The organism is Pseudomonas sp. B20, assembly GCF_020515755.1.
GTDB lineage: Bacteria > Pseudomonadota > Gammaproteobacteria > Pseudomonadales > Pseudomonadaceae > Aquipseudomonas > Aquipseudomonas syringae.
In genome coordinates this window covers 84,612-107,823 of sequence record NZ_JAHPJG010000022.1, presented here as the reverse complement: position 1 = coordinate 107,823, position 23,212 = coordinate 84,612, and the positions used below count along the sequence as shown (strand labels likewise).

21 protein-coding genes are annotated in these 23,212 nt (G+C 60.0%); all 21 read right to left on the bottom strand.

Annotated elements, in window-relative coordinates; translation table 11 throughout:
* Nucleotides 1-7: 7 nt before the first annotated feature.
* Nucleotides 8-1,540, bottom strand: coding sequence for an NADH-quinone oxidoreductase subunit M (gene nuoM, locus LIX91_RS20780; protein WP_002554022.1), 1,533 nt, complete (start codon nucleotides 1,538-1,540; stop codon nucleotides 8-10).
* A 39-nt stretch (nucleotides 1,541-1,579) separates the two neighbouring features.
* A complete protein-coding gene (gene nuoL / locus LIX91_RS20775) occupies nucleotides 1,580-3,433 on the bottom strand; it encodes an NADH-quinone oxidoreductase subunit L (protein WP_010427021.1) in 1,854 nt (617 codons plus the stop codon).
* Nucleotides 3,430-3,738, bottom strand: a complete 309-nt coding sequence (gene nuoK / locus LIX91_RS20770; RefSeq protein WP_003317980.1) for an NADH-quinone oxidoreductase subunit NuoK — start codon at nucleotides 3,736-3,738, stop codon at nucleotides 3,430-3,432. The genes nuoL and nuoK overlap by 4 nt, the downstream gene beginning before the upstream one ends.
* Complete coding sequence (gene nuoJ, locus LIX91_RS20765) at nucleotides 3,735-4,244, bottom strand: NADH-quinone oxidoreductase subunit J (RefSeq protein ID WP_003317979.1); 510 nt, start codon at nucleotides 4,242-4,244, stop codon at nucleotides 3,735-3,737. Before nuoJ ends, nuoK begins: the two co-directional genes overlap by 4 nt.
* A gap of 10 nt (nucleotides 4,245-4,254) precedes the next feature.
* Nucleotides 4,255-4,803, bottom strand: coding sequence for an NADH-quinone oxidoreductase subunit NuoI (gene nuoI, locus LIX91_RS20760; RefSeq protein WP_002554018.1), 549 nt, complete (start codon nucleotides 4,801-4,803; stop codon nucleotides 4,255-4,257).
* 11 nt (nucleotides 4,804-4,814) lie between these two features.
* Nucleotides 4,815-5,822: an NADH-quinone oxidoreductase subunit NuoH gene (gene nuoH, locus LIX91_RS20755; protein ID WP_003411662.1), complete on the bottom strand. Its 1,008-nt coding sequence runs from the start codon at nucleotides 5,820-5,822 to the stop codon at nucleotides 4,815-4,817.
* On the bottom strand, nucleotides 5,819-8,536 hold the full coding sequence (nuoG, locus tag LIX91_RS20750) for an NADH-quinone oxidoreductase subunit NuoG (RefSeq protein ID WP_226489060.1): 2,718 nt from the start codon (nucleotides 8,534-8,536) through the stop codon (nucleotides 5,819-5,821). The genes nuoH and nuoG overlap by 4 nt, the downstream gene beginning before the upstream one ends.
* 136 nt (nucleotides 8,537-8,672) lie before the next feature.
* The gene (nuoF, locus tag LIX91_RS20745; protein WP_003395689.1) at nucleotides 8,673-10,031 is read right to left on the bottom strand and encodes an NADH-quinone oxidoreductase subunit NuoF; all 1,359 of its coding nucleotides are present in this window, start codon (nucleotides 10,029-10,031) and stop codon (nucleotides 8,673-8,675) included.
* Entirely contained in the window at nucleotides 10,028-10,525 is a 498-nt protein-coding gene (nuoE, locus tag LIX91_RS20740; RefSeq protein ID WP_226489059.1) for an NADH-quinone oxidoreductase subunit NuoE, read from the bottom strand. The genes nuoF and nuoE overlap by 4 nt, the downstream gene beginning before the upstream one ends.
* A gap of 2 nt (nucleotides 10,526-10,527) precedes the next feature.
* A complete protein-coding gene (nuoC, locus tag LIX91_RS20735; protein ID WP_002554013.1) occupies nucleotides 10,528-12,309 on the bottom strand; it encodes an NADH-quinone oxidoreductase subunit C/D in 1,782 nt (593 codons plus the stop codon).
* A gap of 74 nt (nucleotides 12,310-12,383) precedes the next feature.
* Nucleotides 12,384-13,058, bottom strand: a complete 675-nt coding sequence (locus LIX91_RS20730; RefSeq protein WP_002554012.1) for a NuoB/complex I 20 kDa subunit family protein — start codon at nucleotides 13,056-13,058, stop codon at nucleotides 12,384-12,386.
* 10 nt (nucleotides 13,059-13,068) lie between these two features.
* Entirely contained in the window at nucleotides 13,069-13,482 is a 414-nt protein-coding gene (locus LIX91_RS20725; protein ID WP_002554011.1) for an NADH-quinone oxidoreductase subunit A, read from the bottom strand.
* 463 nt (nucleotides 13,483-13,945) lie between these two features.
* A complete protein-coding gene (gene aceA, locus LIX91_RS20720) occupies nucleotides 13,946-15,271 on the bottom strand; it encodes an isocitrate lyase (protein ID WP_016568452.1) in 1,326 nt (441 codons plus the stop codon).
* Nucleotides 15,272-15,797: 526 nt separating this feature from the next.
* Nucleotides 15,798-16,541 carry a secretin N-terminal domain-containing protein gene (locus LIX91_RS20715; RefSeq protein ID WP_226489058.1) on the bottom strand — a complete coding sequence of 248 codons (744 nt, stop codon included), beginning with the start codon at nucleotides 16,539-16,541 and terminating at the stop codon, nucleotides 15,798-15,800.
* A gap of 187 nt (nucleotides 16,542-16,728) precedes the next feature.
* Nucleotides 16,729-17,151 carry a GNAT family N-acetyltransferase gene (locus LIX91_RS20710; protein WP_003317965.1) on the bottom strand — a complete coding sequence of 141 codons (423 nt, stop codon included), beginning with the start codon at nucleotides 17,149-17,151 and terminating at the stop codon, nucleotides 16,729-16,731.
* Complete coding sequence (locus LIX91_RS20705) at nucleotides 17,144-18,310, bottom strand: cupin domain-containing protein (protein WP_003405098.1); 1,167 nt, start codon at nucleotides 18,308-18,310, stop codon at nucleotides 17,144-17,146. The genes LIX91_RS20710 and LIX91_RS20705 overlap by 8 nt, the downstream gene beginning before the upstream one ends.
* Nucleotides 18,311-18,370: 60 nt before the next feature.
* Nucleotides 18,371-19,741, bottom strand: coding sequence for an adenylosuccinate lyase (gene purB, locus LIX91_RS20700; protein WP_226489057.1), 1,371 nt, complete (start codon nucleotides 19,739-19,741; stop codon nucleotides 18,371-18,373).
* Nucleotides 19,742-19,872: 131 nt separating this feature from the next.
* Nucleotides 19,873-20,493, bottom strand: coding sequence for a high frequency lysogenization protein HflD (hflD, locus tag LIX91_RS20695; RefSeq protein WP_003417603.1), 621 nt, complete (start codon nucleotides 20,491-20,493; stop codon nucleotides 19,873-19,875).
* Nucleotides 20,493-21,623 (bottom strand): tRNA 2-thiouridine(34) synthase MnmA, encoded by a 1,131-nt coding sequence (gene mnmA, locus LIX91_RS20690; protein WP_226489056.1) that lies wholly within the window; start codon nucleotides 21,621-21,623, stop codon nucleotides 20,493-20,495. Before mnmA ends, hflD begins: the two co-directional genes overlap by 1 nt.
* 60 nt (nucleotides 21,624-21,683) lie before the next feature.
* Nucleotides 21,684-22,130 carry an NUDIX hydrolase gene (locus LIX91_RS20685; RefSeq protein ID WP_046235395.1) on the bottom strand — a complete coding sequence of 149 codons (447 nt, stop codon included), beginning with the start codon at nucleotides 22,128-22,130 and terminating at the stop codon, nucleotides 21,684-21,686.
* 41 nt (nucleotides 22,131-22,171) lie between these two features.
* Nucleotides 22,172-23,077, bottom strand: a complete 906-nt coding sequence (locus LIX91_RS20680; RefSeq protein WP_226489055.1) for a LysR family transcriptional regulator — start codon at nucleotides 23,075-23,077, stop codon at nucleotides 22,172-22,174.
* Nucleotides 23,078-23,212: the final 135 nt, after the last annotated feature.

Sequence of the window (23,212 nt, the reverse complement as noted above, 5' to 3'; positions counted from 1 at the left end):
AGCGCTCTTACCGGGCCGAAGCGAGTTGAGTGAAGGCAGTGCCTAGCCATTGCTGCACGCCATGCATGGTCGCCGCCGATGTGTCGAGGAACGGCTGCGGGAACACCCCGAGCACGACCAGCAACACGGCAAGGCCCAGCACCATGATCATTTCCCGTCCGTCCATGCCCTTCAGAACCTCGTCGGACTTCGACGGGCCGAAGTAGGCGCGGTGGATCATGATCAGCGAGTAGACAGAACCAAACACCAGACCGGAGGTGGCGATCGCCGTGATCCATGGTGAGCTGGCGAAGCTGCCCAGCAGAATCAGGAACTCACCGACGAAGTTGCCGGTGCCCGGCAGACCCAGAGAGGCGGCGGCAAAGAACAGGCTGATGGCCGGGATGTAGGCGATGCGTGACCACAGACCACCCATCTCACGCATGTCGCGAGTGTGCAGACGCTCGTACAACTGGCCACTGAGAATGAACAGTGCCGCGGCCGACAGACCGTGGGCGATCATCTGGATCAGTACGCCTTGCAGGGCTTGCTGGCTGCCCGAGTAGATACCGATCAGTACGAAGCCCATGTGCGAAACGCTGGAGAACGCGATCAGACGCTTGATGTCGGTCTGGGCAAACGCGAGGAATGCGCCGTAGAAGATACCGACCAGGCCCAGCGTCATGGCAATCGGTGCGAACTCGGCCGATGCGTTGGGGAACAGCGGCAGGGCAAAGCGCAGCAGGCCGTAAGCCGCCGTCTTCAGCAGGATACCCGCCAGGTCGACGGAGCCTGCGGTCGGTGCCTGGGCATGCGCATCCGGCAGCCAGGAGTGCAATGGCACCACCGGCAGCTTGACGGCGAAGGCAATGAAGAAGCCCAGCATCAGGATGTACTCGGTGCCCGGTGCCAGTTTGGTCTTCAGCAGGTCGGCGTAGGCAAAGGTGATCACGCCGGTCTGATTGAAGTGCACCAGCACCAGACCCAGGATCGCCACCAGCATGATCAAGCCGCTGGCCTGAGTGAAGATGAAGAACTTGGTGGCCGCATAGATACGGGTTTTCTTGCCATCCGAAGAACTGTGACCCCAGAGCGCGATGAGGAAATACATCGGCACCAGCATCATTTCCCAGAAGAAGAAGAACATGAACAGGTCGATGGCCAGGAACACGCCGACGACACCGCCCAGGATCCACATCAGGTTAAGGTGGAAGAAACCGACCTTGCGCTGGATTTCCTTCCACGAGCACAGCACCGACAGCACGCCCAGCAGGCCGGTCAGCAGGATCATCAGCAGCGACAGACCATCGAGTGCCAGATGCACGTCAATGCCGAAGCGGGTGATCCACGGGTGGTGGAATTCCAGGGTCCAGGTCGGATCGGCACCCGGCACCGGCGCGTAGCCGAAGTTGCCGGTAGCCCACAGCCAGAGGCCGAGAACCAGTTCCAGGGTCATTGTCAGCAACGCAATCCAGCGCGGCAGGGTAGAGCCGAAGCGCTCACCCAGCCAGCACAGCAGGCCGCCGATGAAGGGGATCAGGATTAGCCAGGGCAGAATCATGACGGGCTCAATTCCTTTCGCAAATTCGCAAGGTTCATATCAGATCGCAACCAGAACGACGGCACCGAGTACCAGAACGGCACCCACGGCGATCGAGGCAGCATACCAACGCAACTGGCCGGTCTCGGTGCGGCTCATGGTGTCATGACCGCCTTTGACCAGACGTGGGATCAAGCCGATGGTGCGGTCGAACGGATCGCTACGCAGTACATGGCTGATTGCCAGATACGGCTTGACGAACAGCTTGTCGTAGATCCAGTCGAAGCCCCAGGCCGCGAACCACCAGGCCGAAAGGAAACGGCCCGGAGCGCTGTTGGCGATCGCCGTCGCCAGGCGGCGCTTGCCGAGAAACAGCAACGCTGCCAGCAGGATACCGGCCAGCGCGATGGCGCCGGAAGCGATCTCCAGACTGTGCTTGGCTTCGCCACCGGCATGGCCGACGCTCTGCGGCAACACACCGGCCAAGGGCGGAGTGATCAGCGCGCCGATGAATGTCGACAGCACGATCAGCACCGACAGTGGCAGCCAGTGAGCGATACCGTGACCTGCGTGTGCTTCGGTCTTGGCTTCACCGTGGAACGCGATGAAGATCAGACGGAAGGTGTACAGCGACGTCATGAACGCGCCCACCAGACCGGCATACAGCAAGCCGTTGTTACCGCTGGCAAATGCTTCCCAGAGAATTTCGTCCTTGGAGTAGAAGCCCGCCGTCAGCAGCGGCAGGGCGGAAAGAGCCGCGCCACCGACGATGAAGCTGGCGTAGGCCAATGGCAGTTTCTTCCACAGGCCGCCCATCTTGAAGATGTTCTGCTCGTGGTGGCAGGCAACGATCACCGCACCGGATGCAAGGAACAGCAGCGCCTTGAAGAAGGCGTGGGTCATCAGGTGGAAGATCGCGCCTTCCCAGGCGCCGACACCCAGTGCCAGGAACATGTAGCCGATCTGGCTCATGGTCGAGTAGGCGAGGATACGCTTGATGTCGGTCTGCACCAGTGCGGCAAAACCCGCCAGAACCAGCGTGACGCCGCCGACAATGCCGACCAGATGCAGGATGTCAGGTGCCAGTGCGAACAGGCCGTGAGTACGCGCGATCAGGTAAACGCCCGCCGTGACCATGGTCGCTGCGTGGATCAGCGCCGAAACTGGCGTAGGACCGGCCATCGCGTCCGCCAGCCAGGTTTGCAGTGGCAGCTGTGCAGATTTACCGACCGCACCGCCCAACAGCATCAACGTCGCCAGCACGATCCAGAAATCGCCGACCTTGAAGTGTTCCGGCGCCCGGACCAGCAGTTCCTGCACATTGAGCGTGCCCAATTGCTGGAACAGGATGAACAAGCCGATAGCCATGAACACGTCACCGATACGGGTGACGATGAACGCTTTGAGCGCTGCGTTGCCGTTGTTGCGGTTGCTGTAATAGAAACCGATCAACAGGTAGCTGCACAGGCCCACGCCTTCCCAACCGAAGTAGATGAACAGCAGGTTGTCGCCCAGGATCAGGAACAGCATGCTGGCAATGAACAGGTTGGTGTAGGAGAAGAAGCGCGAGTAGCCCGCTTCACCGCGCATGTACCAGGACGCGAACAGGTGGATCAGGAAGCCGACGCCAACCACGACGCCCAGCATCGTGACGGACAGTCCGTCCAGATACAGCGCGAAGTTGGGCTGGAAGCCATCGACGTCCATCCAGCGCCACAGCACCTGGGTGTAGTGACCGCCTTCGGGTGGCGCCACGTTGAACTGCCAGATGACCCAGGCCGTGACGATGGCTGACAGGCCGATGGAGCCGACGCCGATCAGCGCAGCGAGGTTTTCCGAGATGCGTCCACGGGAGAACGACAGCAGCAGAAAGCCGATGAGGGGGAATACGAAAGTCAGAAAGAGAAGATTCATCCGCGCATCTCGCTGGCAGCATCGATATCGAGAGTGTGGAAGCGGCGATAGAGTTGCATCAGGATCGCCAGGCCGATACTGGCCTCGGCTGCCGCAAGGCTGATCACCAGGATGAACATCACCTGCCCGTCCGGTTGCCCCCAACGGCTGCCGGCAACGACGAACGCCAGTGCAGCGGCGTTCATCATGATTTCCAGGCTCATCAACACGAAGAGAATGTTACGGCGCACCATCAGGCCGACCAGACCCAAGCAGAACAGGACCCCGGCGACCGCCAGACCGTGCTCAAGAGGGATAGCATTCATTGGCTTGGCTCCTTGGCCTCGTTGCGGCCCAGATGGAAGGCCGTGATGGCTGCTGCAAGCAACAGCATCGAGGCGAGTTCCACCACCAGCAGATAGGGCCCGAACAGGCTGATGCCGACTGCCTTGGCGTCGACCGTGGTGTGACCGACACCAGCGCCGGTCGGGTTGGCGAACAGCACATACAGCAACTCGGCCAGCAACAGCGCGCCGAGAATGACCGGGCCGATCCAGATGCCGGGTTTTAGCCAGGCACGTTCCTGCTGAACCGAGGCCGGGCCGAGGTTCAGCATCATCACCACAAACACGAACAGGACCATGATTGCGCCCGCGTAGGCAATGACTTCCAGCACGCCGGCGAACGGAGCGCCGAGGCTGAAGAACGTCATTGCTACGGCGATCAGCGAGATGATCAGGTAGAGCAGGGCGTGCACCGGATTCGTGTTGGTGATCACCCGCAGGGTGGACACAACAGCGATACCGGATGCGAAGTAGAAAGCGAATTCCATCTTTACTTCCTTAAGGCAGCAAGCTCTTGACGTTGATCGGCTCGGCTTCGTTCTGTGCGGAGCCCTTGGGCTTGCCGCCGATGGCCATACCGGCAACGCGATAGAAGTTGTAGTCAGGGTTCTTGCCAGGTCCGGAGATCAGCAGGTCTTCCTTCTCGTACACCAGATCCTGACGCTTGAAGTCGGCCATCTCAAAGTCCGGCGTGAGCTGGATCGCGGTTGTCGGGCAGGCTTCTTCGCACAGGCCGCAGAAGATGCAGCGCGAAAAGTTGATGCGGAAGAAGTCGGGATACCAGCGTCCGTCCTCTGTCTCGGCCTTCTGCAGCGAAATGCAGCCGACCGGGCAGGCTACTGCACACAGGTTGCACGCCACGCAGCGCTCTTCACCATCGGGGTCGCGGGTCAGAACGATGCGGCCACGGTAGCGAGGAGGGAGATAAACCTGCTCTTCGGGGTATTGCAGGGTGTCGCGCTTGCGAAAGCCGTGGCCGAAGACCATGACCAGGCTGCGCAACTGGGTACCCGTACCCTTAACGATGTCACCAATATATTTGAACATGGGTCAAATCCTCACTGAACCGAGCCTGCCGGTGTGTTCAACAACACAATCGCAGCAGTCACCAGCAAATTGATCAGGGTCAGCGGCAGACAGAACTTCCAGCTGAAATCCATGACCTGGTCATAACGCGGGCGCGGGATGGAGGCGCGCAGCAGAATGAACAGCATGATGAAAAACGCGGTTTTCAAGGCGAACCAGAAGAATGCCAGCGATGGCAGAATGTCGAACGGGCCGTGCCAGCCGCCGAAGAACAGCGTCACCAGCAGCGCCGAGATCAAGATGATCCCGATGTATTCGCCCACGAAGAACATGCCCCATTTCATGCCGGCATATTCAATGTGGTAGCCGTCAGCCAGTTCCTGCTCGGCTTCCGGTTGGTCGAACGGGTGGCGGTGAGTCACCGCCACGCCTGCGATGAAGAACGTACAGAAGCCGAAGAACTGCGGAATGATGAACCACAGGTTCTGCGCCTGATATTCAACGATGTCGCGCATGTTGAACGAGCCGACCTGAACCACGATACCCATCAGCGCAAGGCCCATGAACACTTCGTAGGACACGGTTTGTGCCGAAGCACGCAGGCTGCCCAGCAGGGCGAACTTGTTGTTGCTCGACCAGCCGGCGAACAGCACCGCATACACGGACAGACCGGCCATGGCGAAGAAGAACAACAGACCGATGTTCAGGTCCGCGACGCCCCAGGTCGGGGTGATCGGGATGACCGCAAAGGCGATCAGCAAGGCGCTCATGGCAACCACCGGCGCCAGGGTGAAGATCACCTTGTCGGCGAACGGTGGGGTCCAGTCTTCCTTGAAGAACATCTTCAGCATGTCGGCTGCGATCTGGAACATGCCGAACGGACCCACGCGGTTCGGACCATAACGGTCCTGCCACCAGCCCAGCAGACGACGTTCCACAAAGCTCAGCAGCGCACCGCAGACCACGACGGCCAGCAACACCACGATGGCCTTGACCACTGCAATGATTGCGTCGATCACATCAGGGGTAAACCAGGTCATTGCGCTGCCTCCTGCAGACCGTCAACGGATTTGCCGAAGAGTGCCGGCGGAATGCCAGGCAGTCCTGCCGGCAATGCCACAAGGCCCGCGCCCAGTTCTTCGCTGATGCGCAACGGCAAGGTCAGCGTTTCGCCGCCGATGCTCAGGGAGAGCAGGGCACCGTCGTTGACGCCGAGACGATCGGCTTCGGATTTGGCCACTGCGACATAGGCCTGCGGGATGCGTTCTTGAACCGGCGCGGCCAGAGACGAGGTTTCGTCGCTGCCGAACAGGTGGAAGAACGGTACGACCTGCCAGGTGCTGCGCTCTGGAGAGAACGCGCGTGGCACGCTGGAGAACCACGACAGACCATCGCCCTGGCTTTCGATCAGGCGAGTGCCCGGGTCGCCAGCACGCAAGTGACCACCGACTTCGTCCTGAAACTTGTTCCAGGCCTGCGGCGAATTCCAGCCTGGCGACCAGGCGAATGGCACCTGCTGACGAGGCTCGGCCGAGCCCGAGTAGCCTTCCATGGAGAACGAGAACGCTGTGTCGATGTCTTGCGAGGTGCGCGGCTCATGCACGCTGATGTTGGCTCGCATCGCGGTACGGCCGCTATAACGCAGCGGTTCGCGAGCCAGTTTCAGGCCCTTGATGCGGAACGACGCAGACGGCGCGGCGTTGACGATACCCGCCAGCTGCGGCGTGCTGCCGGCGCAGGCTTCGGTGACGTGGTCCAGTTGCGTCCAGTCAACCGGCTTGTTCAGCAAGGTGGCACGCAGGGCATGCAACCAGCGCCAGCCTTCGTGAACCAGAATGCTGGCATCCAGATAGGTCGGATCGAAGACCTGGAAGAAGCGTTGGGCGCGGCCTTCCTGGCTGACCAGTGTGCCGTCGCCTTCAGCGAAGCTGGCAGCTGGCAGGATCAGGTGGGCGCGGTCGCTGGTCGGGGTTTTCTGATGGTCAGCGACGATCACGACCTTCGCAGCGCTCAGCGCGGCGTCGACGATCCTGGCGTCCACACGACGATACAAATCGTTTTCCAGCACCACGATAGCGTCGGCCTTGCCGGAGATCACGGCTTGCAGCGCGGCATCTACGGACTCGCCGCCGAACATCGCCAGGCCCATGCTGTTGGCTTCAGGCACGATCAGGCTGATGGAACCCTGCTTGTCGCGCAGCTTCAAGGCCTTGGCGATGTTGGCAGCAGCTTCGATCAGCGCTGTCGAACCCAGCGAACTGCCGGAAATGATCAGCGGTCGTTTGGCAGCCAGCAGTGCGTCGGCAATGCGTTGCGCCAGTTCCAGCGCCTCGCTGTCCAGTCCTTCGACGGCAGGTGCGCTAGCGTCCAGGGCATGGGCCACGGCAAAACCGATACGCGCCAGATCATCGGGCGCTGCATGTACGCATTCTTCTGCGACGTCGTCGAGACGGGTCTCGGCGAGGCTGGCGATGAACAGCGGATTCAGTTCGTGCTGACCGATGTTCTTCACGGCTGCATCGAGCCACGGCTGGACTTTCATCGCCGCTGCCATGTCTTCAGCCTTGCCCTTGACGGCCTGGCGCAAGCCTAGGGCCATACGCGCCGCTGTCTGGGTCAGGTCTTCGCCGAGGACGAAGATGGCATCGTGATCTTCGATGTCACGCAGGGTAGGGATCGGCAGCGGACTGTCGTTCAGGACCTTGAGGATCAGTCTGATACGCTCCAGCTCACCGGCTTCGATACCGCTGTAGAAATGCTCGGCACCCACCAGCTCACGCAGCGCATAGTTGCTTTCGAGGCTGGCGCGAGGAGAGCCGATACCGACGATGTTACGGCCGCGCAGCAGGTCCGCCGCCTTGTCCAGCGCCTCGTCCAGGCTCAGTTTGACCTGACCGTCGACGAGCAATGGCTGACGCGGGCGATCCTTGCGGTTGACGTAGCCGTAGCCAAAACGTCCGCGGTCGCAGAGGAAGTACTGGTTGACCGAGCCGTTGTAACGGTTTTCGATGCGGCGCAATTCACCGTAGCGTTCACCCGGGCTGATGTTGCAGCCGCTGGAGCAGCCGTGGCAGATGCTTGGAGAGAACTGCATGTCCCACTTGCGGTTGTAGCGCTCGGAGTGGGTCTTGTCCGTGAACACACCGGTCGGGCAGACCTCGGTGAGGTTGCCGGAGAACTCGCTTTCCAGCGTGCCATCTTCAACGCGACCGAAGTACACGTTGTCATGGGCGCCGTAGACGCCCAGGTCGGTGCCGCCCGCGTAGTCTTTATAAAAGCGCACACAGCGATAACAGGCGATGCAGCGGTTCATCTCGTGCGCGATGAACGGCCCCAGCTCCTGATTCTGGTGGGTACGCTTGGTGAAGCGATAACGGCGCTCGTTGTGGCCGGTCATCACCGTCATGTCCTGCAGGTGGCAGTGACCGCCTTCCTCGCAGACCGGGCAGTCATGCGGGTGGTTGGTCATCAGCCATTCGACGACACTGGCACGGAAGGCCTTGGACTCATCGTCTTCGATGGAAATCCAGGTGTTGTCGGTGGCTGGCGTCATGCAGGACATGACGATACGACCGCGTGTGTCGTTCTCGTCCGTGTACTGCTTGACCGCGCACTGGCGACAGGCGCCAACGCTGCCAAGGGCGGGGTGCCAGCAGAAATAAGGAATATCGAGGCCCAGCGACAGACATGCCTGTAACAGGTTGTCTGCACCATCGACTTCGAGCGCTTTGCCGTCTACGTGAATAGTAGCCATGGTTCAAAGGTCTTCGTTGGCCCGTTGTCAGCGGGCGTGGCTAATGGAATCTCGGTAGTACCCGTATCGTTCAGCCCGGAGGGCGTCAGCAGGTACGAGGGCGGCGGCCCGAACAGCCGCCGACCGTTGTGTCTTGTTATGCGCCGACCACTGTCGGACTTTTGCCCGGAACGAGCGTGGTTGCGCTGGCTGGCGCGATACCGGCTTCGAACTCGGAACGGAAATACTTGATCGCACTGCCCAAGGGTTCGACGGCGCCCGGTGCATGGGCACAGAAGGTCTTGCCAGGGCCGAGGAAATTGACCAGGCCCAGCAGGGTTTCGATATCCCCCGGCTGACCCTGACCGTTCTCGATGGCGCGAAGCATTTTCACGCTCCATGGCAAACCGTCGCGGCATGGCGTGCAGAAGCCGCAGGACTCCTGAGCGAAAAACTCTTCCATGTTGCGCAGCAGCGAGACCATGTTGACCGAATCGTCGACCGCCATCGCCAGTCCAGTCCCCATCCGGGTGCCGACCTTGGCGATACCGCCTGCATACATCTGGGCGTCCAGATGCTCCGGCAGCAGGAAACCCGTACCGGCGCCTCCGGGTTGCCAGCACTTGAGCTTGAAGCCATCGCGCATGCCGCCGGCGTAGTCTTCGAACAGTTCGCGAGCCTGTACGCCGAAAGGCAGCTCCCACAAACCGGGGTTTTTGACCTTGCCGGAGAAACCCATCAGCTTGGTGCCGTGGTCTTCACTGCCTTCGCGGGCCAGCGACTTGTACCAGTCGTTGCCGTTGTTGACGATGGCAGGCACGTTGCACAGGGTCTCGACGTTGTTCACACAGGTCGGCTTGCCCCACACGCCCACTGCCGCAGGGAAGGGTGGCTTGGAGCGCGGGTTGGCGCGTCGGCCTTCCAGCGAGTTGATCAGCGCGGTTTCTTCGCCGCAGATGTAGCGACCGGCACCGGTGTGCACGAACAGTTCGAAGTCGAACCCGGTGCCGAGAATGTTCTTGCCCAGCAAACCGGCAGCCTTGGCTTCCGCCACTGCGCGATTGAGGTGCTTGGCCGCGGTGACGTATTCGCCACGCAGGAAGATATAGCCACGATAGGCTTTCAGCGCGCGGGCACTGATCAGCATGCCCTCGACTAGCAGATGGGGCAGTTGCTCCATCAGCATGCGGTCTTTCCAGGTGTTGGGCTCCATCTCGTCCGCGTTGCACAGCAGGTAGCGGATGTTCATGGACTCGTCTTTGGGCATCAGGCCCCACTTTACACCGGTGGGGAAGCCTGCGCCGCCGCGGCCCTTGAGGCCGGAATCCTTGACCGACTGGACGATATCGTCAGGCGCCTGCTGCGTCAGCGCCTTGCGCGCTGCCGCGTAGCCGTCCTTGGTCTGGTACTCGTCGAGCCAGACCGGCTCGCCGTCGTCGCGCAGACGCCAGGTCAGCGGATGGGTTTCTGCCGTGCGCGTAATGCGGTTGGCAGGGCCGAAGGAAGTGATGGTCATAGGTAACCCTCCAGCATCTTGGCAACGCCAGCAGGCTGTACATCGCCGAAAGTGTCGTCGTCGACCATCACGGCCGGCGCCTTGTCACAGTTGCCGAGGCAGCAGACCGGCAGCAGTGTGAAACGACCGTCGGCGGTGGTCTGACCCGGGCCGATGCCCAGTGAGCTCTTGATCTCGTCGACCACGTTTTCGTGGCCACCGATGAAGCACACCATGCTGTTGCAGACGCGAATGATGTGACGCCCGACCGGCTGGCGAAAGATCTGGCTGTAGAAGGTGGCAACACCTTCGACGTCGCTGGCAGGGATGCCCAGCAGGTCGCCGATCGCGTAAATGGCGCCGTCGGGCACCCAGCCGCGTTCCTTCTGAACAATTTTCAGAGCTTCGATGGACGCCGCGCGCGGGTCCTCGTAGTGATGCATCTCATGCTCGATGGCCGAGCGCTCGGTTTCGCTCAGGGCGAAACGGTCTGTCTGGATTAGCGGGCTATTCATGCTTAGCGGTCCACGTCGGCCATAACGAAATCGATACTACCCAGGTACGCGATCAAGTCCGCGACCATGCTGCCTTTGATCACCGAAGGGATCTGCTGCAGGTGCGGGTAACTCGGGGTGCGGATCCGGGTACGGTAGCTCATGGTGCCGCCGTCGCTCGTCAGGTAATAGCTGTTGATACCCTTGGTCGCTTCGATCATCTGGAAGGATTCGTTGGCCGGCATGACCGGGCCCCACGAAACCTGCAGGAAGTGCGTGATCAGGGTTTCGATGTGCTGCAGGGTGCGCTCTTTCGGCGGCGGCGTGGTCAGCGGGTGATCCGCCTTGTACGGGCCTTCCGGCATGTTGCGCATGCACTGGTCGATGATCTTGATGCTCTGGCGCATCTCTTCGACGCGGACCATGCAGCGGTCATAGGCATCGCCATTGGCGGCCAGCGGCACTTCGAATTCGAAGTTCTCGTAGCCCGAGTAAGGGCGAGCCTTGCGCAGGTCGAAGTCGCAACCGGTGGAGCGCAGGCCTGCACCGGTGACGCCCCACTCGAGGGCTTCCTTGGTGTTGTAGGCGGCAACGCCGACGGTACGACCCTTGAGGATGCTGTTCTGCAGCGCAGCCTTGGTGTATTCGTCGAGACGCTTGGGCAGCCAGTCGACGAAGTCCTTGACCAGTTTTTCCCAGCCGCGCGGCAGGTCGTGAGCGACCCCGCCGATGCGGTACCAGGCAGGGTGCAGACGGAAGCCGGTAATCGCTTCGATCACGGTGTAGGCTTTCTGGCGGTCGGTGAACGTGAAGAACACCGGTGTCATGGCGCCCACGTCCTGAATGTAGGTACCCAGGAACAGCAGGTGACTGGTGATACGGAAGAACTCGGCCATCATGATACGGATGACGTCGACTTTTTCCGGCACCTTGATGCCTGCCAGCTTCTCGACCGAGAGCACATAAGGCAGGTTGTTCATCACCCCGCCCAGGTAATCGATACGGTCGGTGTAGGGAATGAAGCTGTGCCAGGACTGGCGTTCGGCCATTTTCTCGGCACCACGGTGGTGGTAGCCGATGTCCGGAACGCAGTCGACGATTTCTTCGCCGTCCAGTTGCAGAATGATACGGAACGCACCGTGAGCAGAAGGGTGGTTCGGCCCCAGGTTGAGGAACATGTAGTCCTCGTTGGCGCCAGAGCGTTTCATGCCCCAGTCTTCCGGACGGAAGCGTGCGGCTTCTTCTTCCAGCTGCTGTTTGGCGAGGGTCAGGCTGTACGGATCGAATTCCGTCGCACGGGCAGGGAAGTCCTTGCGCAGCGGGTGGCCTTCCCAGGTCGGCGGCATCATGATGCGGCTCAGGTGCGGGTGGCCTGGGAAGTCGATACCGAACATGTCCCAGACTTCACGCTCGTACCAGTTGGCGTTCGGCCAGATGCTGGTGATGGTCGGTACGCTCAGGTCGCTTTCGGAAAGCGCTACCTTGATCATCACGTCGCTGTTTCGTTCGATCGACAGCAGGTGATAGAACACGGTGAAGTCTGCACCGGGCAGACCACGACGGTTTGTGCGCAGCCGCTCGTCCACGCCATGCAGGTCATAGAGCATGGAGTAGGGCTTGGGCACGTTGCGCAGGAACGTCAGAATTTCAAACAGTCTGGCGCGCTCGACCCACAGCACGGGCATGCCGGTGCGAGTCGGCTGGGCAGTGAAAGCCTCGGCACCAAAACGGTTGTTCAGTTCAACGACGACATCTTGGTCGTCAGCCTTGTAAGGCGGGATGTACAGAGCGTTGTCTGCAGTCATAGGTCTCAATCACTTCGGTCAACGTACAGAATCAACCCCGGTTCTTGTCTTTTTTATAAGAAGAACGGGCTGGATCAGACTTCGTCGGGGCTGCGCAGGTTGGTCACCTGAATACGCTGTTCGCGGCGCTGTTCCTTTTGCGACGGCATCTCGGCGCGATACACGCCTTGATCGCCAACGACCCAGGAAAGAGGGCGACGCTCCTTGCCGATGGATTCCTGCAACAGCATCAAACCTTGCAGAAACGCCTCGGGGCGGGGCGGGCAGCCGGGCACGTAGACATCCACGGGAAGGAATTTGTCCACCCCCTGGACCACTGAGTAGATGTCGTACATGCCACCGGAGTTGGCACACGAACCCATGGAAATAACCCACTTGGGTTCGAGCATTTGCTCGTAGAGACGCTGGATGATCGGCGCCATCTTGATGAAGCAGGTACCGGCAATAACCATGAAATCCGCCTGCCGTGGCGACGCCCGGATGACTTCAGCGCCAAAGCGCGCGATGTCGTGGGGGGCCGTGAAGGCGGTGGTCATTTCCACATAGCAGCACGACAGGCCGAAGTTGTAGGGCCACAGGGAGTTTTTACGTCCCCAGTTGACCGCACCGTTCAGCACGTCTTCCAGCTTGCCCATGTAGATGTTTTTGTGGACTTGATCTTCTAACGGATCGGAAACGGTTTCCCGTTTGCCGATGGGGTACTGCTCGTTAGGAGCGTCCGGGTCGATCCTGGTGAGATTATATTGCATCGCCAAAGCCTCATTGTTTCAGCTTCGCTTGCCGATTACGGCGACCTTCAGGAGCCCAGTCAAGAGCGCCAACCCGCCATAGGTAGACAAGACCTGCCAACAGAATTGCTATGAAAACGAGAGCTTCGACAAATCCGGTCCAGCCGCTTTCGCGGACGGACACAGACCAGGCAAAGAGAAAAAGGGCTTCAATGTCAAAGATCACGAAAAGCATCGCGACCAGATAGAATTTTGCGGAGAGGCGCAGGCGCGCACTGCCGGTAGGCAGCATGCCGGATTCGAAAGGTTCGTTCTTGCTGCGGCCCCAGGCCTTGCTTCCGAGCAGGCTGGACAGACCGAGCATGAAGGCGCAAAGGCCGACAACACCCAAAAGGAAAATGGCGAAGCCCCAGTTGTGGGCAATCAGACCTGTCGATTCGGGCATGCTGTCAGTCCTTGTTAGAGAGCAAAGGTCTCTGTGCTTGATAAAGAGTCGAGGCAGTGACGAAATGTCGCAGTGCGGTCAACGGATTGATTTTATGTGCAAACAGTTGGCAAGTAAATTTTCTACATCAAATTTATTTAAGGAATCAATTGCCCAAGGCCTTTCACGGAGGCTGCAGGGCCTGCCAGGCGGGCGTCAGCGGGGATTTTGTTAATTATGTTTCTTGAGCACGAAATGTAAGGAAAGCCAATTTGAATGATAATTAATATCATTTGAAGGGGCCTTGATAGTTCAAAGTGCGGTAGTCGGCGCATAGTGGGTAAGGGTACTGCTTATAAAGTGCGCCTTTTGTAGCATTCGCTCGGCAACTGCATATTGTCCGAAATCAATACCGGCACCTTCTGACACAAAAGACAGACCGCCCTTACGGACGGCCTGTCTTTTCAACGCGTTGCGCGGTGTATCAGTGGAATTGCTCTTCTTCAGTCGAGCCGGTCAGTGCGGTTACCGACGATACGCCGCCCTGGATCACGGTCGTCATGTCATCGAAATAGCCGGTACCCACTTCCTGCTGGTGGGCCACGAAGGTGTAGCCCTTGGCAGCGTCAGCAAACTCCTGCTCCTGCAGCTTGACGTAGGCGGTCATGTCGTTGCGGGCGTAGTCGTGCGCCAGATTGAACATGCTGTGCCACATGTTGTGAATGCCCGCCAGGGTGATGAACTGGTGCTTGTAACCCATGGCCGACAGCTCGCGCTGAAATTTGGCAATGGTTGCGTCGTCGAGGTTTTTCTTCCAGTTGAAGGACGGCGAGCAGTTGTAGGACAGCAACTGATCCGGGTATTCCTTTTTGATCGCTTCGGCGAAGCGGCGTGCCTCGTCGAGGTCCGGCCTGGCTGTTTCGCACCAGATCAGATCGGCGTAGGGCGCGTACGCCAGGCCGCGTGAGATGGCCTGATCGAGGCCGGCGCGAACCTTGTAGAACCCCTCATGGGTCCGTTCGCCGGTCACGAATGGCTTGTCGTACGGATCGCAATCGGATGTCAGCAAGTCGGCAGCGTTGGCGTCAGTCCGGGCCAGAATGATGGTCGGTACACCGGCCACGTCGGCGGCCAGGCGTGCAGCGACCAGTTTCTGTATGGCTTCCTGAGTCGGGACCAGCACCTTGCCGCCCATGTGGCCACATTTCTTCACTGAAGCCAGTTGATCTTCGAAGTGCACCCCGGCGGCACCGGCTTCGATCATGCTTTTCATCAGCTCATAGGCATTGAGTACACCGCCGAATCCGGCTTCCGCGTCTGCCACGATCGGGGCGAAGTAGTCGATGTAGCCTTCGTCGCCCGGCGCCTTGCCGGCTTTCCACTGGATCTGGTCGGCACGGCGGAACGAGTTGTTGATGCGCTTGACCACGGTCGGCACCGAGTCGACCGGGTACAGCGACTGATCCGGGTACATGGACTCGGCAGAGTTGTTGTCGGCAGCGACCTGCCAGCCGGACAGGTAGATGGCCTGAATACCGGCCTTGACCTGCTGCACGGCCTGGCCACCGGTGAGGGCGCCCATGCAATTGACGAAATCCTTGTCCGGTCGAAAGGACGGCTTGGCACCCTGGGTCACCAGATTCCACAGCTTGTCCGCACCCAGCCGTGCAAAGGTGTGTTCGGGTTGAACCGAGCCGCGCAGGCGCACCACATCTGCAGCGGAGTAAGTACGGGTCACGTTTTTCCAGCGCGGATTTTCAGCCCAGTCTTTCTCGAGAGCCGCTATTTGTTGTTCGCGTGTCAGTGCCATGGTGATAAACCTCTAGAAGTAGGTCTCGTTGGAAAGTCCTGCTCCGCCAAAACGCCTCGTTTATCGAAGGCACGGTAGATGGCTGCTCGCTGATCCGGGGTTTTGCTTGAAGCCGCACGTTACGTGGGTCGCGACGGGTGAACGATGTGCTCGAGGGAGAGCGGGCGTCCGGACATGAGGCTGTCAGGTGGACAGTCGGGCCTGCAGTGGCGTTGTGCATCACCGTCGGCCTTGCCGGGTTACCGTTTACGCTTCCGTCCCTCGGGACAACTTCGTTCCAGTCGCAACCTCGTCAAACTGCCTTGTGGGCGGTGCGGACACGAATCGGCTCTGCGGGTGTGTGAGAGCGGCGACTCGAAGGCTCTTTGCAAAGCCTCTGATTAGCGGGAGCGAGGCAATCATGCCTCGCACTTCTGGGGGCGTCAAACGTTTTGTAGTGACTTTTTTAAATCACTACATATTTGTGGAAAGTCGACCGGCCAGTCATCAAAAGGCCCGTAAGTATTGGGTTTTCAGCCCGCAGAGACTATTCGAGGGTTTCGACCTTTACGCGCAAAATCATATCGTCACGACCCTGGGTGGAATAGCGTTGCGCCAGGCCACTCTGATCCACGACGGATTCATTGCTGTTGCTCGCCAGTGTGATCCATTCTCCCAGCCGTCCGCTGACCTGGCTGTCGGTACTCTGCACTTTGACGGCGTCAGGGCGCTCCTGGCTCATGCGGTCATGATTGGTGCTGATGCTCAGGTGAACCGTGTCGCCGGTCACGCTGGCTGTGACGTAAAACCCCTGGGTGACATTGCGGTACTCGGTGTCGCTTCGGGAGTATCCGTACGCGTCCGTGGAGGAGGACGTCAGCGGCACGCTCTGGCCAACCTGAATGAGTGCAGGGGTGCCTTCGCTGGTTTGCACTTGTTGCACGCCGCCTTCACGACTGGCGGTACCGTATTCGATCACTCGCGAGCCGCTGCTGTTGCGCGTCGCGTTGTCGCTGGTGTCAACGCTGATCAGCAAGCGTTTCGGTGCGGTATCGAGTTGCGAGATCAAGGCGCGAAGTTCTTCGATCTTGCGTGATTCTGCATTCACGATCAATTGATTGCCGTAGGCACTGACGGTGCCTTCGTCCCCCAGAAAGGATTTGGCGACCGGCAATAGATCGGCGCTGGTGCGGTAGTTGAGCGGCACGACTTCGGTCGCTGCGAAGACGTGAGCGCTGAAGACGATCAGCATCGAGGTGAGCGCTGCATTGAGCAAGTTGCGTACTGACATGTTCGTTCTCCGCGGTAAGCGCGTAAAGCATGAGTTTGCCACTGTGTCGGCTGCAGGCAATCAAGCTGAATGGTCAGGCATGAAAAAGCCCTGCCGCTTTTCGGTTCAACCTTGAGAGGGTCGAGCGAAAAAAGGGCAGGGCGATGATTATGTAGTGCCGCAGTAAGCGCCTACATAATCGCGTTGATCACGCTTCGCGGAGCATGTCGACGTGTGGCAGGCCGGCTTCGAGAAACTCATCGCTGATAACCGAAAAGCCGAAGCGCTGATAAAACTCGACGGCCTGCACCTGAGCACTCAGCTTGAGCGGCTTGAGGCCACGCTGTTCGGCTTCATGGATCACAGCACCCAACAGAGCCTCGCCGACCTTCAGGCCGCGCCAGTCTCTCAGGACTGACAAGCGGCCGATCTCGCCATCGGGCAGCAGTCGGGCAGTGCCCACCGCATATTCACCCTCGTACGCAAGAAAGTGCACGGCTCCTGCGTCTTCGGCATCCCACTCCAGTTCCGGCGGCACCGATTGTTCGGCAATGAATACCGAATCGCGTATGCGCCGGATATCGGCGTTGTTCTTCTGCCATTGGGCGACAGCTACGGTGACTTTATTCATCGGCAAATCCCAGGCTTCCTTGTTTTACGAGTTCGCAAAGCAAATTGCGCCCCTCGTCATCGGCCAACCATTGGCCAAGGTTTTCGCTGTGCAACGCATCGGCGGCACAGATCAGTTTGAGCAGGTCACGCAGACTGCCCGGCAGCAGGCGGCTCTGGCCACTGGCAAACAGTAGCAGATCGTCGTCGACTTCAGACCAGGCCAACCGTGCGCTCGGGTTACGAATCAGCACCGCGCCCTGCTCGAGGCTGTCGAGCAGGTCCTGTTCGTCCAGCTCAGGGCCGGTCACCAGTTCCGGGTATCGCGGCTCGGTCATGAACTGGCCGAACCAGGTCAGCAGCAGGCGTTCGTCACTCATGTGCTCGGCCAGCAGCGTTTTCAGGCGATCGAGCGCGTCATGCTGGATCTGGTGAGGATCGCTGACCGGCTGGGCGTCAGCATCGGTATAGCGCTCTTCGTCCGGGATGAACTGGCTGAGGAAGTCGGTGAAGTGGGTCAGGACTTCGGCAGCGCTTGGCGCCCGGAAACCGACCGAGTAGGTCAGGCAGTCGTCGACGGCGACGCCGCAGTGCGCCAGGCGCGGTGGCAGATAAAGCATGTCGCCCGGTTCCAGCGTCCACTCTTCGGTCTTTTCGAATTCGGCAAGGATGCGCAGGTCGGCATGCTGCAGCAGCGGGCTTTCTGCATCGCACATCTGGCCGATCTGCCAGTGGCGTTTGCCATGTCCCTGAAGCAGGAACACATCATAGTTGTCGAAATGCGGACCGACGCTGCCGCCAGGGGCTGCGTAGCTGATCATCACGTCGTCAATCCGCCAGCTGGGCAGAAAACGGAAGTTTTCCAGCAGCTCGCTGACCTCCGGAACGAATTGGTCCACGGCCTGGACCAGCAGCGTCCAGTCGCGCTCGGGCAGCTTGCTGAACTCGTCTTCAGCGAACGGGCCACGACGCAGCTCCCACGGACGCTCGCCGTTTTCGATGACCAGGCGCGACTCCACTTCTTCTTCCAGGGCGAGGCCGGCAAGCTCGTCCGCGTCGATCGGGCTTTGAAAGTCCGGCAGAGCCTGGCGGATCAGCAGCGGTTTTTTCTGCCAGTAGTCACGCAGGAAAACGCGAGCACTGATGCCGCCCAGAAGTTGTAGAGGAATATCAGGATTCATGTGTAAGCCCTTGAAATGAAAACGCCCGGCACAGCCGGGCGTGTGCAATTTTTTTGCGTGTCAGATGCGCTTGGCCTGAGCGGCTGCGTTACCGATGTAATTGGCCGGCGTGAGCTTCTTGAGCTCGGCCTTGGCTTCGGCAGGCATGTCCAGACCGTCGATGAAAGTCTGCAACGCTTCAGGACCGATGCCCTTGCCGCGTGTCAGCTCTTTCAGTTTTTCGTACGGGTTTTCGATGTTGTAACGACGCATGACAGTCTGAATCGGCTCCGCCAGAACTTCCCAGCAGGCGTCCAGATCGGCGGCAATGCGCTGTTCGTTCAGTTCCAGCTTGCTGATGCCCTTGAGACTGGCTTCGTAGGCAATGACGCTGTGGGCAAAGCCGACGCCCAGGTTGCGCAGCACGGTGGAGTCGGTCAGGTCACGCTGCCAGCGAGACACAGGCAGCTTGCTCGCCAGGTGCTGGAACAGTGCGTTGGCGATGCCCAGGTTACCTTCGGAGTTTTCGAAGTCGATCGGGTTGACCTTGTGCGGCATGGTCGAGGAGCCGATTTCGCCAGCGATGGTGCGCTGCTTGAAATAGCCCAGCGAGATGTAGCCCCAGATGTCGCGGTCGAAGTCGATCAGGATGGTGTTGAAGCGCGCAATGGCGTCGAACAGCTCGGCAATGTAGTCGTGCGGTTCGATCTGCGTGGTGTAGGGGTTGAAGCCCAGGCCCAGCTCGTCTTCGATGAAGGCGCGCGCGTTGGCTTCCCAGTCGATGTCTGCGTAGGCAGAGAGGTGGGCGTTGTAGTTGCCGACTGCGCCGTTGATCTTGCCGAGCAACGGGACTGCCGCGATCTGGCTGATCTGACGCTCGAGGCGGTAGACGACGTTGGCCAGTTCCTTGCCCAGTGTGGTCGGGGAGGCGGGCTGGCCGTGGGTACGGGACAGCATCGGCACGTCTGCGAAGCGAATCGCCAGCTCGCGGATAGCGTCGGCGATCTGGCGCATCAGCGGCAGCACGACAGTGTCGCGGCCCTCGCGCAGCATCAATGCGTGAGACAGGTTGTTGATGTCTTCGCTGGTGCAGGCGAAGTGGATGAACTCGCTGACCTTTTCCAGCTCTGGCAATTTGGCAGCCTGCTCCTTGAGCAGGTACTCCACAGCCTTCACGTCATGATTGGTGGTGCGCTCGATGTCCTTGACACGCTCGGCATGCTCCACGGAGAAGTCTTCGGCCAGGGCATCCAGGATGGCGTTGGCTTGCGCGGAGAAGGCCGGAACTTCGGTGATCTGCGGGTGAGCCGCAAGACGCTGGAGCCAGCGAACTTCAACCATCACGCGGAAACGGATCAGGCCGTATTCGCTGAAAATAGGGCGCAAGGCCTGGGTTTTGCCGGCGTAGCGGCCATCAACAGGGGAAACCGCAGTGAGCGAAGAAAGCTGCATGGGATGCTCTCGGACAGTCGGGCGACGAAAAGGGCGCATATCATACATGAAAAGTCAGTCGGACCGGAGCCCGCTGACCAGCGTAGACAGCGTCGTGCCTGGGGTGGTGAAGGTCATTGGCGCGCGGCGGGTCAGCCATGCAGCAATGGGTAGAGTTCTTTCAACAACTTGCGGCGGCTGAACACCAGTTGCCAGCGATGACCGCCAACTTGCCGCCACAGCCGGGCAGAGCGAATACCGGCCAGCAAAATGCCGCGAATCTTCGAGGCATTGTTCGGCTGCTGCAGGTTGCGCATGTCGCCTTGCACCTGTATGCGCTGGCGCAAGGTGCTCAGGGTGTCCTGATACAGCGCGCCGGTCGCGGCAATCACGTTCTCGTGGGCGATGCCAAAATGCTCGACCTGGGACTGAATCACCGGAATGCGTTTGCCGATTACTTCAAGCAGGTCATCGCGCTTGGCCAGCTGACGCTCGAGGCCGAGCATCGACAGGGCGTAGCGCAATGGCTCGCGTTGCAAGGTTGCCGGGTCACGCTCCAGGGCGCTGGCCATGGCGCGATAGCCTTCGTGCAGATTGAGGTCGTCGCCGCCGAAGACGTCCAGTGTGTCCTTGGGGTCGACCACCAGCAGGCTGCCGAGCATGCAGCTCAGGGCCGCTTCGCTGATCTGACCGGTCTTGGCGATCCGGTCGACCAGCACGGCGGCCTGGAATACACCACCCAGAGCGATCAGTTGTTCCTGAGTCGGGCTCATCAACGCTTGTCCTTGCTGGTCCAGGGTTCGGCAATTTCGATCACGCCGCCACCGAGACAGATTTCGCCGTCGTAGAACACCACGGACTGACCGGGAGTGACGGCGCGTTGCGGGTCATCGAATGTGGCGCGGTAACCGTCAGCGGTTTTTTCCAGCGTGCATGGCTGGTCGCCCTGACGGTAACGGACCTTCGCGGTGAGCCTGCGCGGACTGCTCAGGTCGATCGGGTTGACCCAATAGATTTCCGAAGAAACCAGCGCGCGGGAAAACAGCCAGGGGTGATCATTGCCTTGACCGACAATCAGTTCATTGTTGTCCAGGTCCTTGACCAGCACGTACCACGGATCATCGCTGGCATCCTTGAGACCGCCGATGCCCAGACCCTGGCGCTGGCCGATGGTGTGGTACATCAGGCCGCTGTGACGACCAATGACTTCACCTTCGGTGGTCTTGATTTCGCCGGGCTGGGCGGGCAGGTACTGACGCAGAAAATCGGTGAAGCGGCGCTCGCCAATGAAGCAGATCCCTGTGGAATCCTTCTTCTTGGCAGTGGCCAGGCCGTGTTTTTCGGCAATGGCGCGCACTTCCGGTTTTTCCAGCTCGCCAACCGGGAACAGCGTGCGGGCAATCTGCTCGCCGCCAACGGCGTGCAGGAAGTAGCTCTGGTCCTTGTTCGGGTCCAGGCCCTTGAGCAGCTCGGTGCGTGCATCGATGTCGCGGCGGCGTACGTAGTGGCCTGTAGCAATAAGGTCGGCGCCGAGCATCAGTGCGTAGTCGAGAAACGCCTTGAACTTGATTTCGCGGTTACACAGGATGTCCGGGTTCGGGGTGCGCCCGGCCTTGTACTCTTCAAGAAAGTGCTCGAAGACGTTGTCCCAGTACTCGGCCGCGAAGTTGGCCGTGTGCAGCTTGATGCCGATCTTGTCGCACACGGCCTGGGCATCTGCCAGGTCTTCGCGGGCGGTGCAGTATTCCGTTCCGTCGTCTTCTTCCCAGTTCTTCATGAACAAGCCTTCCACCTGATAACCCTGCTCCATGAGCAGTACGGCGGAAACGGAAGAGTCCACGCCGCCGGACATGCCGACTATGACGCGCTTCATTTCTGAGTTCGAGGGGGCTGGATCACGCATGGGGATTCAACGGCTGACCTGTAAAAGGACGCGATTCTATCAGGCTGAGGGCGTCGAGTCTCACGCCTTGTCGCGCAGCAGGTCGAGACTGAAATGTTCACCATCGAGGTAGTCGTTCAGGCAGCGCAATACCAGCTCGCTGCGCCAGCGCTCCTGCTGGGCTACCAGTTCATCGCGAGTCAGCCAGACTGCGCCGACGATGCCTTCATCGAGTTGATATTCCGGATGGTGGCGCAGGGCCTTGGCGGCAAAGCAGATGCGCTGGTAGGTCACGCCATTGCTCGGTGCGGTGTACAGGTAGATGCCCACCACGCTGGTCAATTCGACGTCCCAGCCGGTTTCTTCCAGGGTTTCACGCACCGCAGCGCGTTGCAGGCTCTCGTTCGGGTCGAGGTGCCCGGCGGGTTGGTTGAGTACGGCGCGTCCGCCTTTGATTTCTTCGACGAACAGAAAGCGGCCTTGATCTTCGACGATGGTGGCGACGGTAACGTGGGCTTGCCAGGTCATGATAAGGGTCTCCTTGCAGGTAATGAGTCAGCCGTAACAGCTTATTGTTGCTCGAACTGCAGATCATGCCTCAGGGCGCTGACGCAGAAGTCTACAAAGGCTCGCACTTTGGATGAGCGACGACGGCCCTCCAGGTAAACAACGTGAACCGGTTCCGGGATTATTTCGAACGTGTCCAGAACGCACTTGAGCCTGCCTTCCTGCAGGTGCTCGCGTATCTGATAGTGCGGCACCTGGGTCAGTCCCCAGCCCTGTAACGCTGCGCTGATCGCCGCCTGATAAGACGTCAGGCTGAGTCTCGATGCGACGTCTACTGAGTAATGCTTGTCATCGATCCGGAAAAGCCAGTGAGGCGAGCGTTCGGCGGTGGTGGTTGAAACTGTCGAATGCTGTCGCAAATCGTCGGGATGCTGCGGGGCTCCATGCTTTTCGAGATAGGCAGGGGAGGCGCAAACCATGCGCCGCACGCTACCTGTCGGGATTGCGGTAAGAGACGAATCGGGCAGGGTGCCGATCCTGACCGCCACGTCGACGCCCTCATCGAGCATGGACACTACCCGGTCGACCAGAATGGCGCGGATGTCGACAGCCGGAAACCGCTCTAGAAAGCTCGTCATTACGGGCACGACATGCAGCGCGCCGAACATCTGAGGTGCGGTGACCGTCAGCATTCCGCTTGGCAACGCATGCAAGCCGCCTGCCGCGCTTTCAGCCTCATCAAGGTCGGCGAGCAGTCGGCGGCAATCCGCGGCGAAGCGCTGGCCCGCCTCGGTGAGCCGCATGTTGCGGGTGGTGCGCACCACCAGCAGGATGCCCAGGCGGCTCTCCAGGCTCGCGACAGCCCGGGTTACCGTAGCGGTCGACAGGCCAAAGTGGCGGGCCACCCCGGCAAAACTGGTTTGCTCGGCAAGTGCGGCAAAAAGCGTCATTTCCTGAATACGGTCCATAGGCCGCCTGCTTGCCACGAGAGATGCGAAATCCTACCAGCATTTCATAATCTGAAATGGTCAATTGATTTTTGCGGTGATTCTGCAGTCTATGCGCAATGATTAGGATGGGCGACTCATTCATCCAGCCCGGTC

Bases quoted from the DNA above. Each gene is read 5' to 3' on its own strand.
- nuoM (WP_002554022.1), bottom strand. From the start codon at position 1,540: ATGATTCTGCCCTGGCTAATCCTGATCCCCTTCATCGGCGGCCTGCTG.
- nuoL (WP_010427021.1), bottom strand. From the start codon at position 3,433: ATGAATCTTCTCTTTCTGACTTTCGTATTCCCCCTCATCGGCTTTCTG.
- nuoK (WP_003317980.1), bottom strand. From the start codon at position 3,738: ATGAATGCTATCCCTCTTGAGCACGGTCTGGCGGTCGCCGGGGTCCTG.
- nuoJ (WP_003317979.1), bottom strand. From the start codon at position 4,244: ATGGAATTCGCTTTCTACTTCGCATCCGGTATCGCTGTTGTGTCCACC.
- nuoI (WP_002554018.1), bottom strand. From the start codon at position 4,803: ATGTTCAAATATATTGGTGACATCGTTAAGGGTACGGGTACCCAGTTG.
- nuoH (WP_003411662.1), bottom strand. From the start codon at position 5,822: ATGACCTGGTTTACCCCTGATGTGATCGACGCAATCATTGCAGTGGTC.
- nuoG (WP_226489060.1), bottom strand. From the start codon at position 8,536: ATGGCTACTATTCACGTAGACGGCAAAGCGCTCGAAGTCGATGGTGCA.
- nuoF (WP_003395689.1), bottom strand. From the start codon at position 10,031: ATGACCATCACTTCCTTCGGCCCTGCCAACCGCATTACGCGCACGGCA.
- nuoE (WP_226489059.1), bottom strand. From the start codon at position 10,525: ATGAATAGCCCGCTAATCCAGACAGACCGTTTCGCCCTGAGCGAAACC.
- nuoC (WP_002554013.1), bottom strand. From the start codon at position 12,309: ATGACTGCAGACAACGCTCTGTACATCCCGCCTTACAAGGCTGACGAC.
- LIX91_RS20730 (WP_002554012.1), bottom strand. From the start codon at position 13,058: ATGCAATATAATCTCACCAGGATCGACCCGGACGCTCCTAACGAGCAG.
- LIX91_RS20725 (WP_002554011.1), bottom strand. From the start codon at position 13,482: ATGCCCGAATCGACAGGTCTGATTGCCCACAACTGGGGCTTCGCCATT.
- aceA (WP_016568452.1), bottom strand. From the start codon at position 15,271: ATGGCACTGACACGCGAACAACAAATAGCGGCTCTCGAGAAAGACTGG.
- LIX91_RS20715 (WP_226489058.1), bottom strand. From the start codon at position 16,541: ATGTCAGTACGCAACTTGCTCAATGCAGCGCTCACCTCGATGCTGATC.
- LIX91_RS20710 (WP_003317965.1), bottom strand. From the start codon at position 17,151: ATGAATAAAGTCACCGTAGCTGTCGCCCAATGGCAGAAGAACAACGCC.
- LIX91_RS20705 (WP_003405098.1), bottom strand. From the start codon at position 18,310: ATGAATCCTGATATTCCTCTACAACTTCTGGGCGGCATCAGTGCTCGC.
- purB (WP_226489057.1), bottom strand. From the start codon at position 19,741: ATGCAGCTTTCTTCGCTCACTGCGGTTTCCCCTGTTGATGGCCGCTAC.
- hflD (WP_003417603.1), bottom strand. From the start codon at position 20,493: ATGAGCCCGACTCAGGAACAACTGATCGCTCTGGGTGGTGTATTCCAG.
- mnmA (WP_226489056.1), bottom strand. From the start codon at position 21,623: ATGCGTGATCCAGCCCCCTCGAACTCAGAAATGAAGCGCGTCATAGTC.
- LIX91_RS20685 (WP_046235395.1), bottom strand. From the start codon at position 22,130: ATGACCTGGCAAGCCCACGTTACCGTCGCCACCATCGTCGAAGATCAA.
- LIX91_RS20680 (WP_226489055.1), bottom strand. From the start codon at position 23,077: ATGGACCGTATTCAGGAAATGACGCTTTTTGCCGCACTTGCCGAGCAA.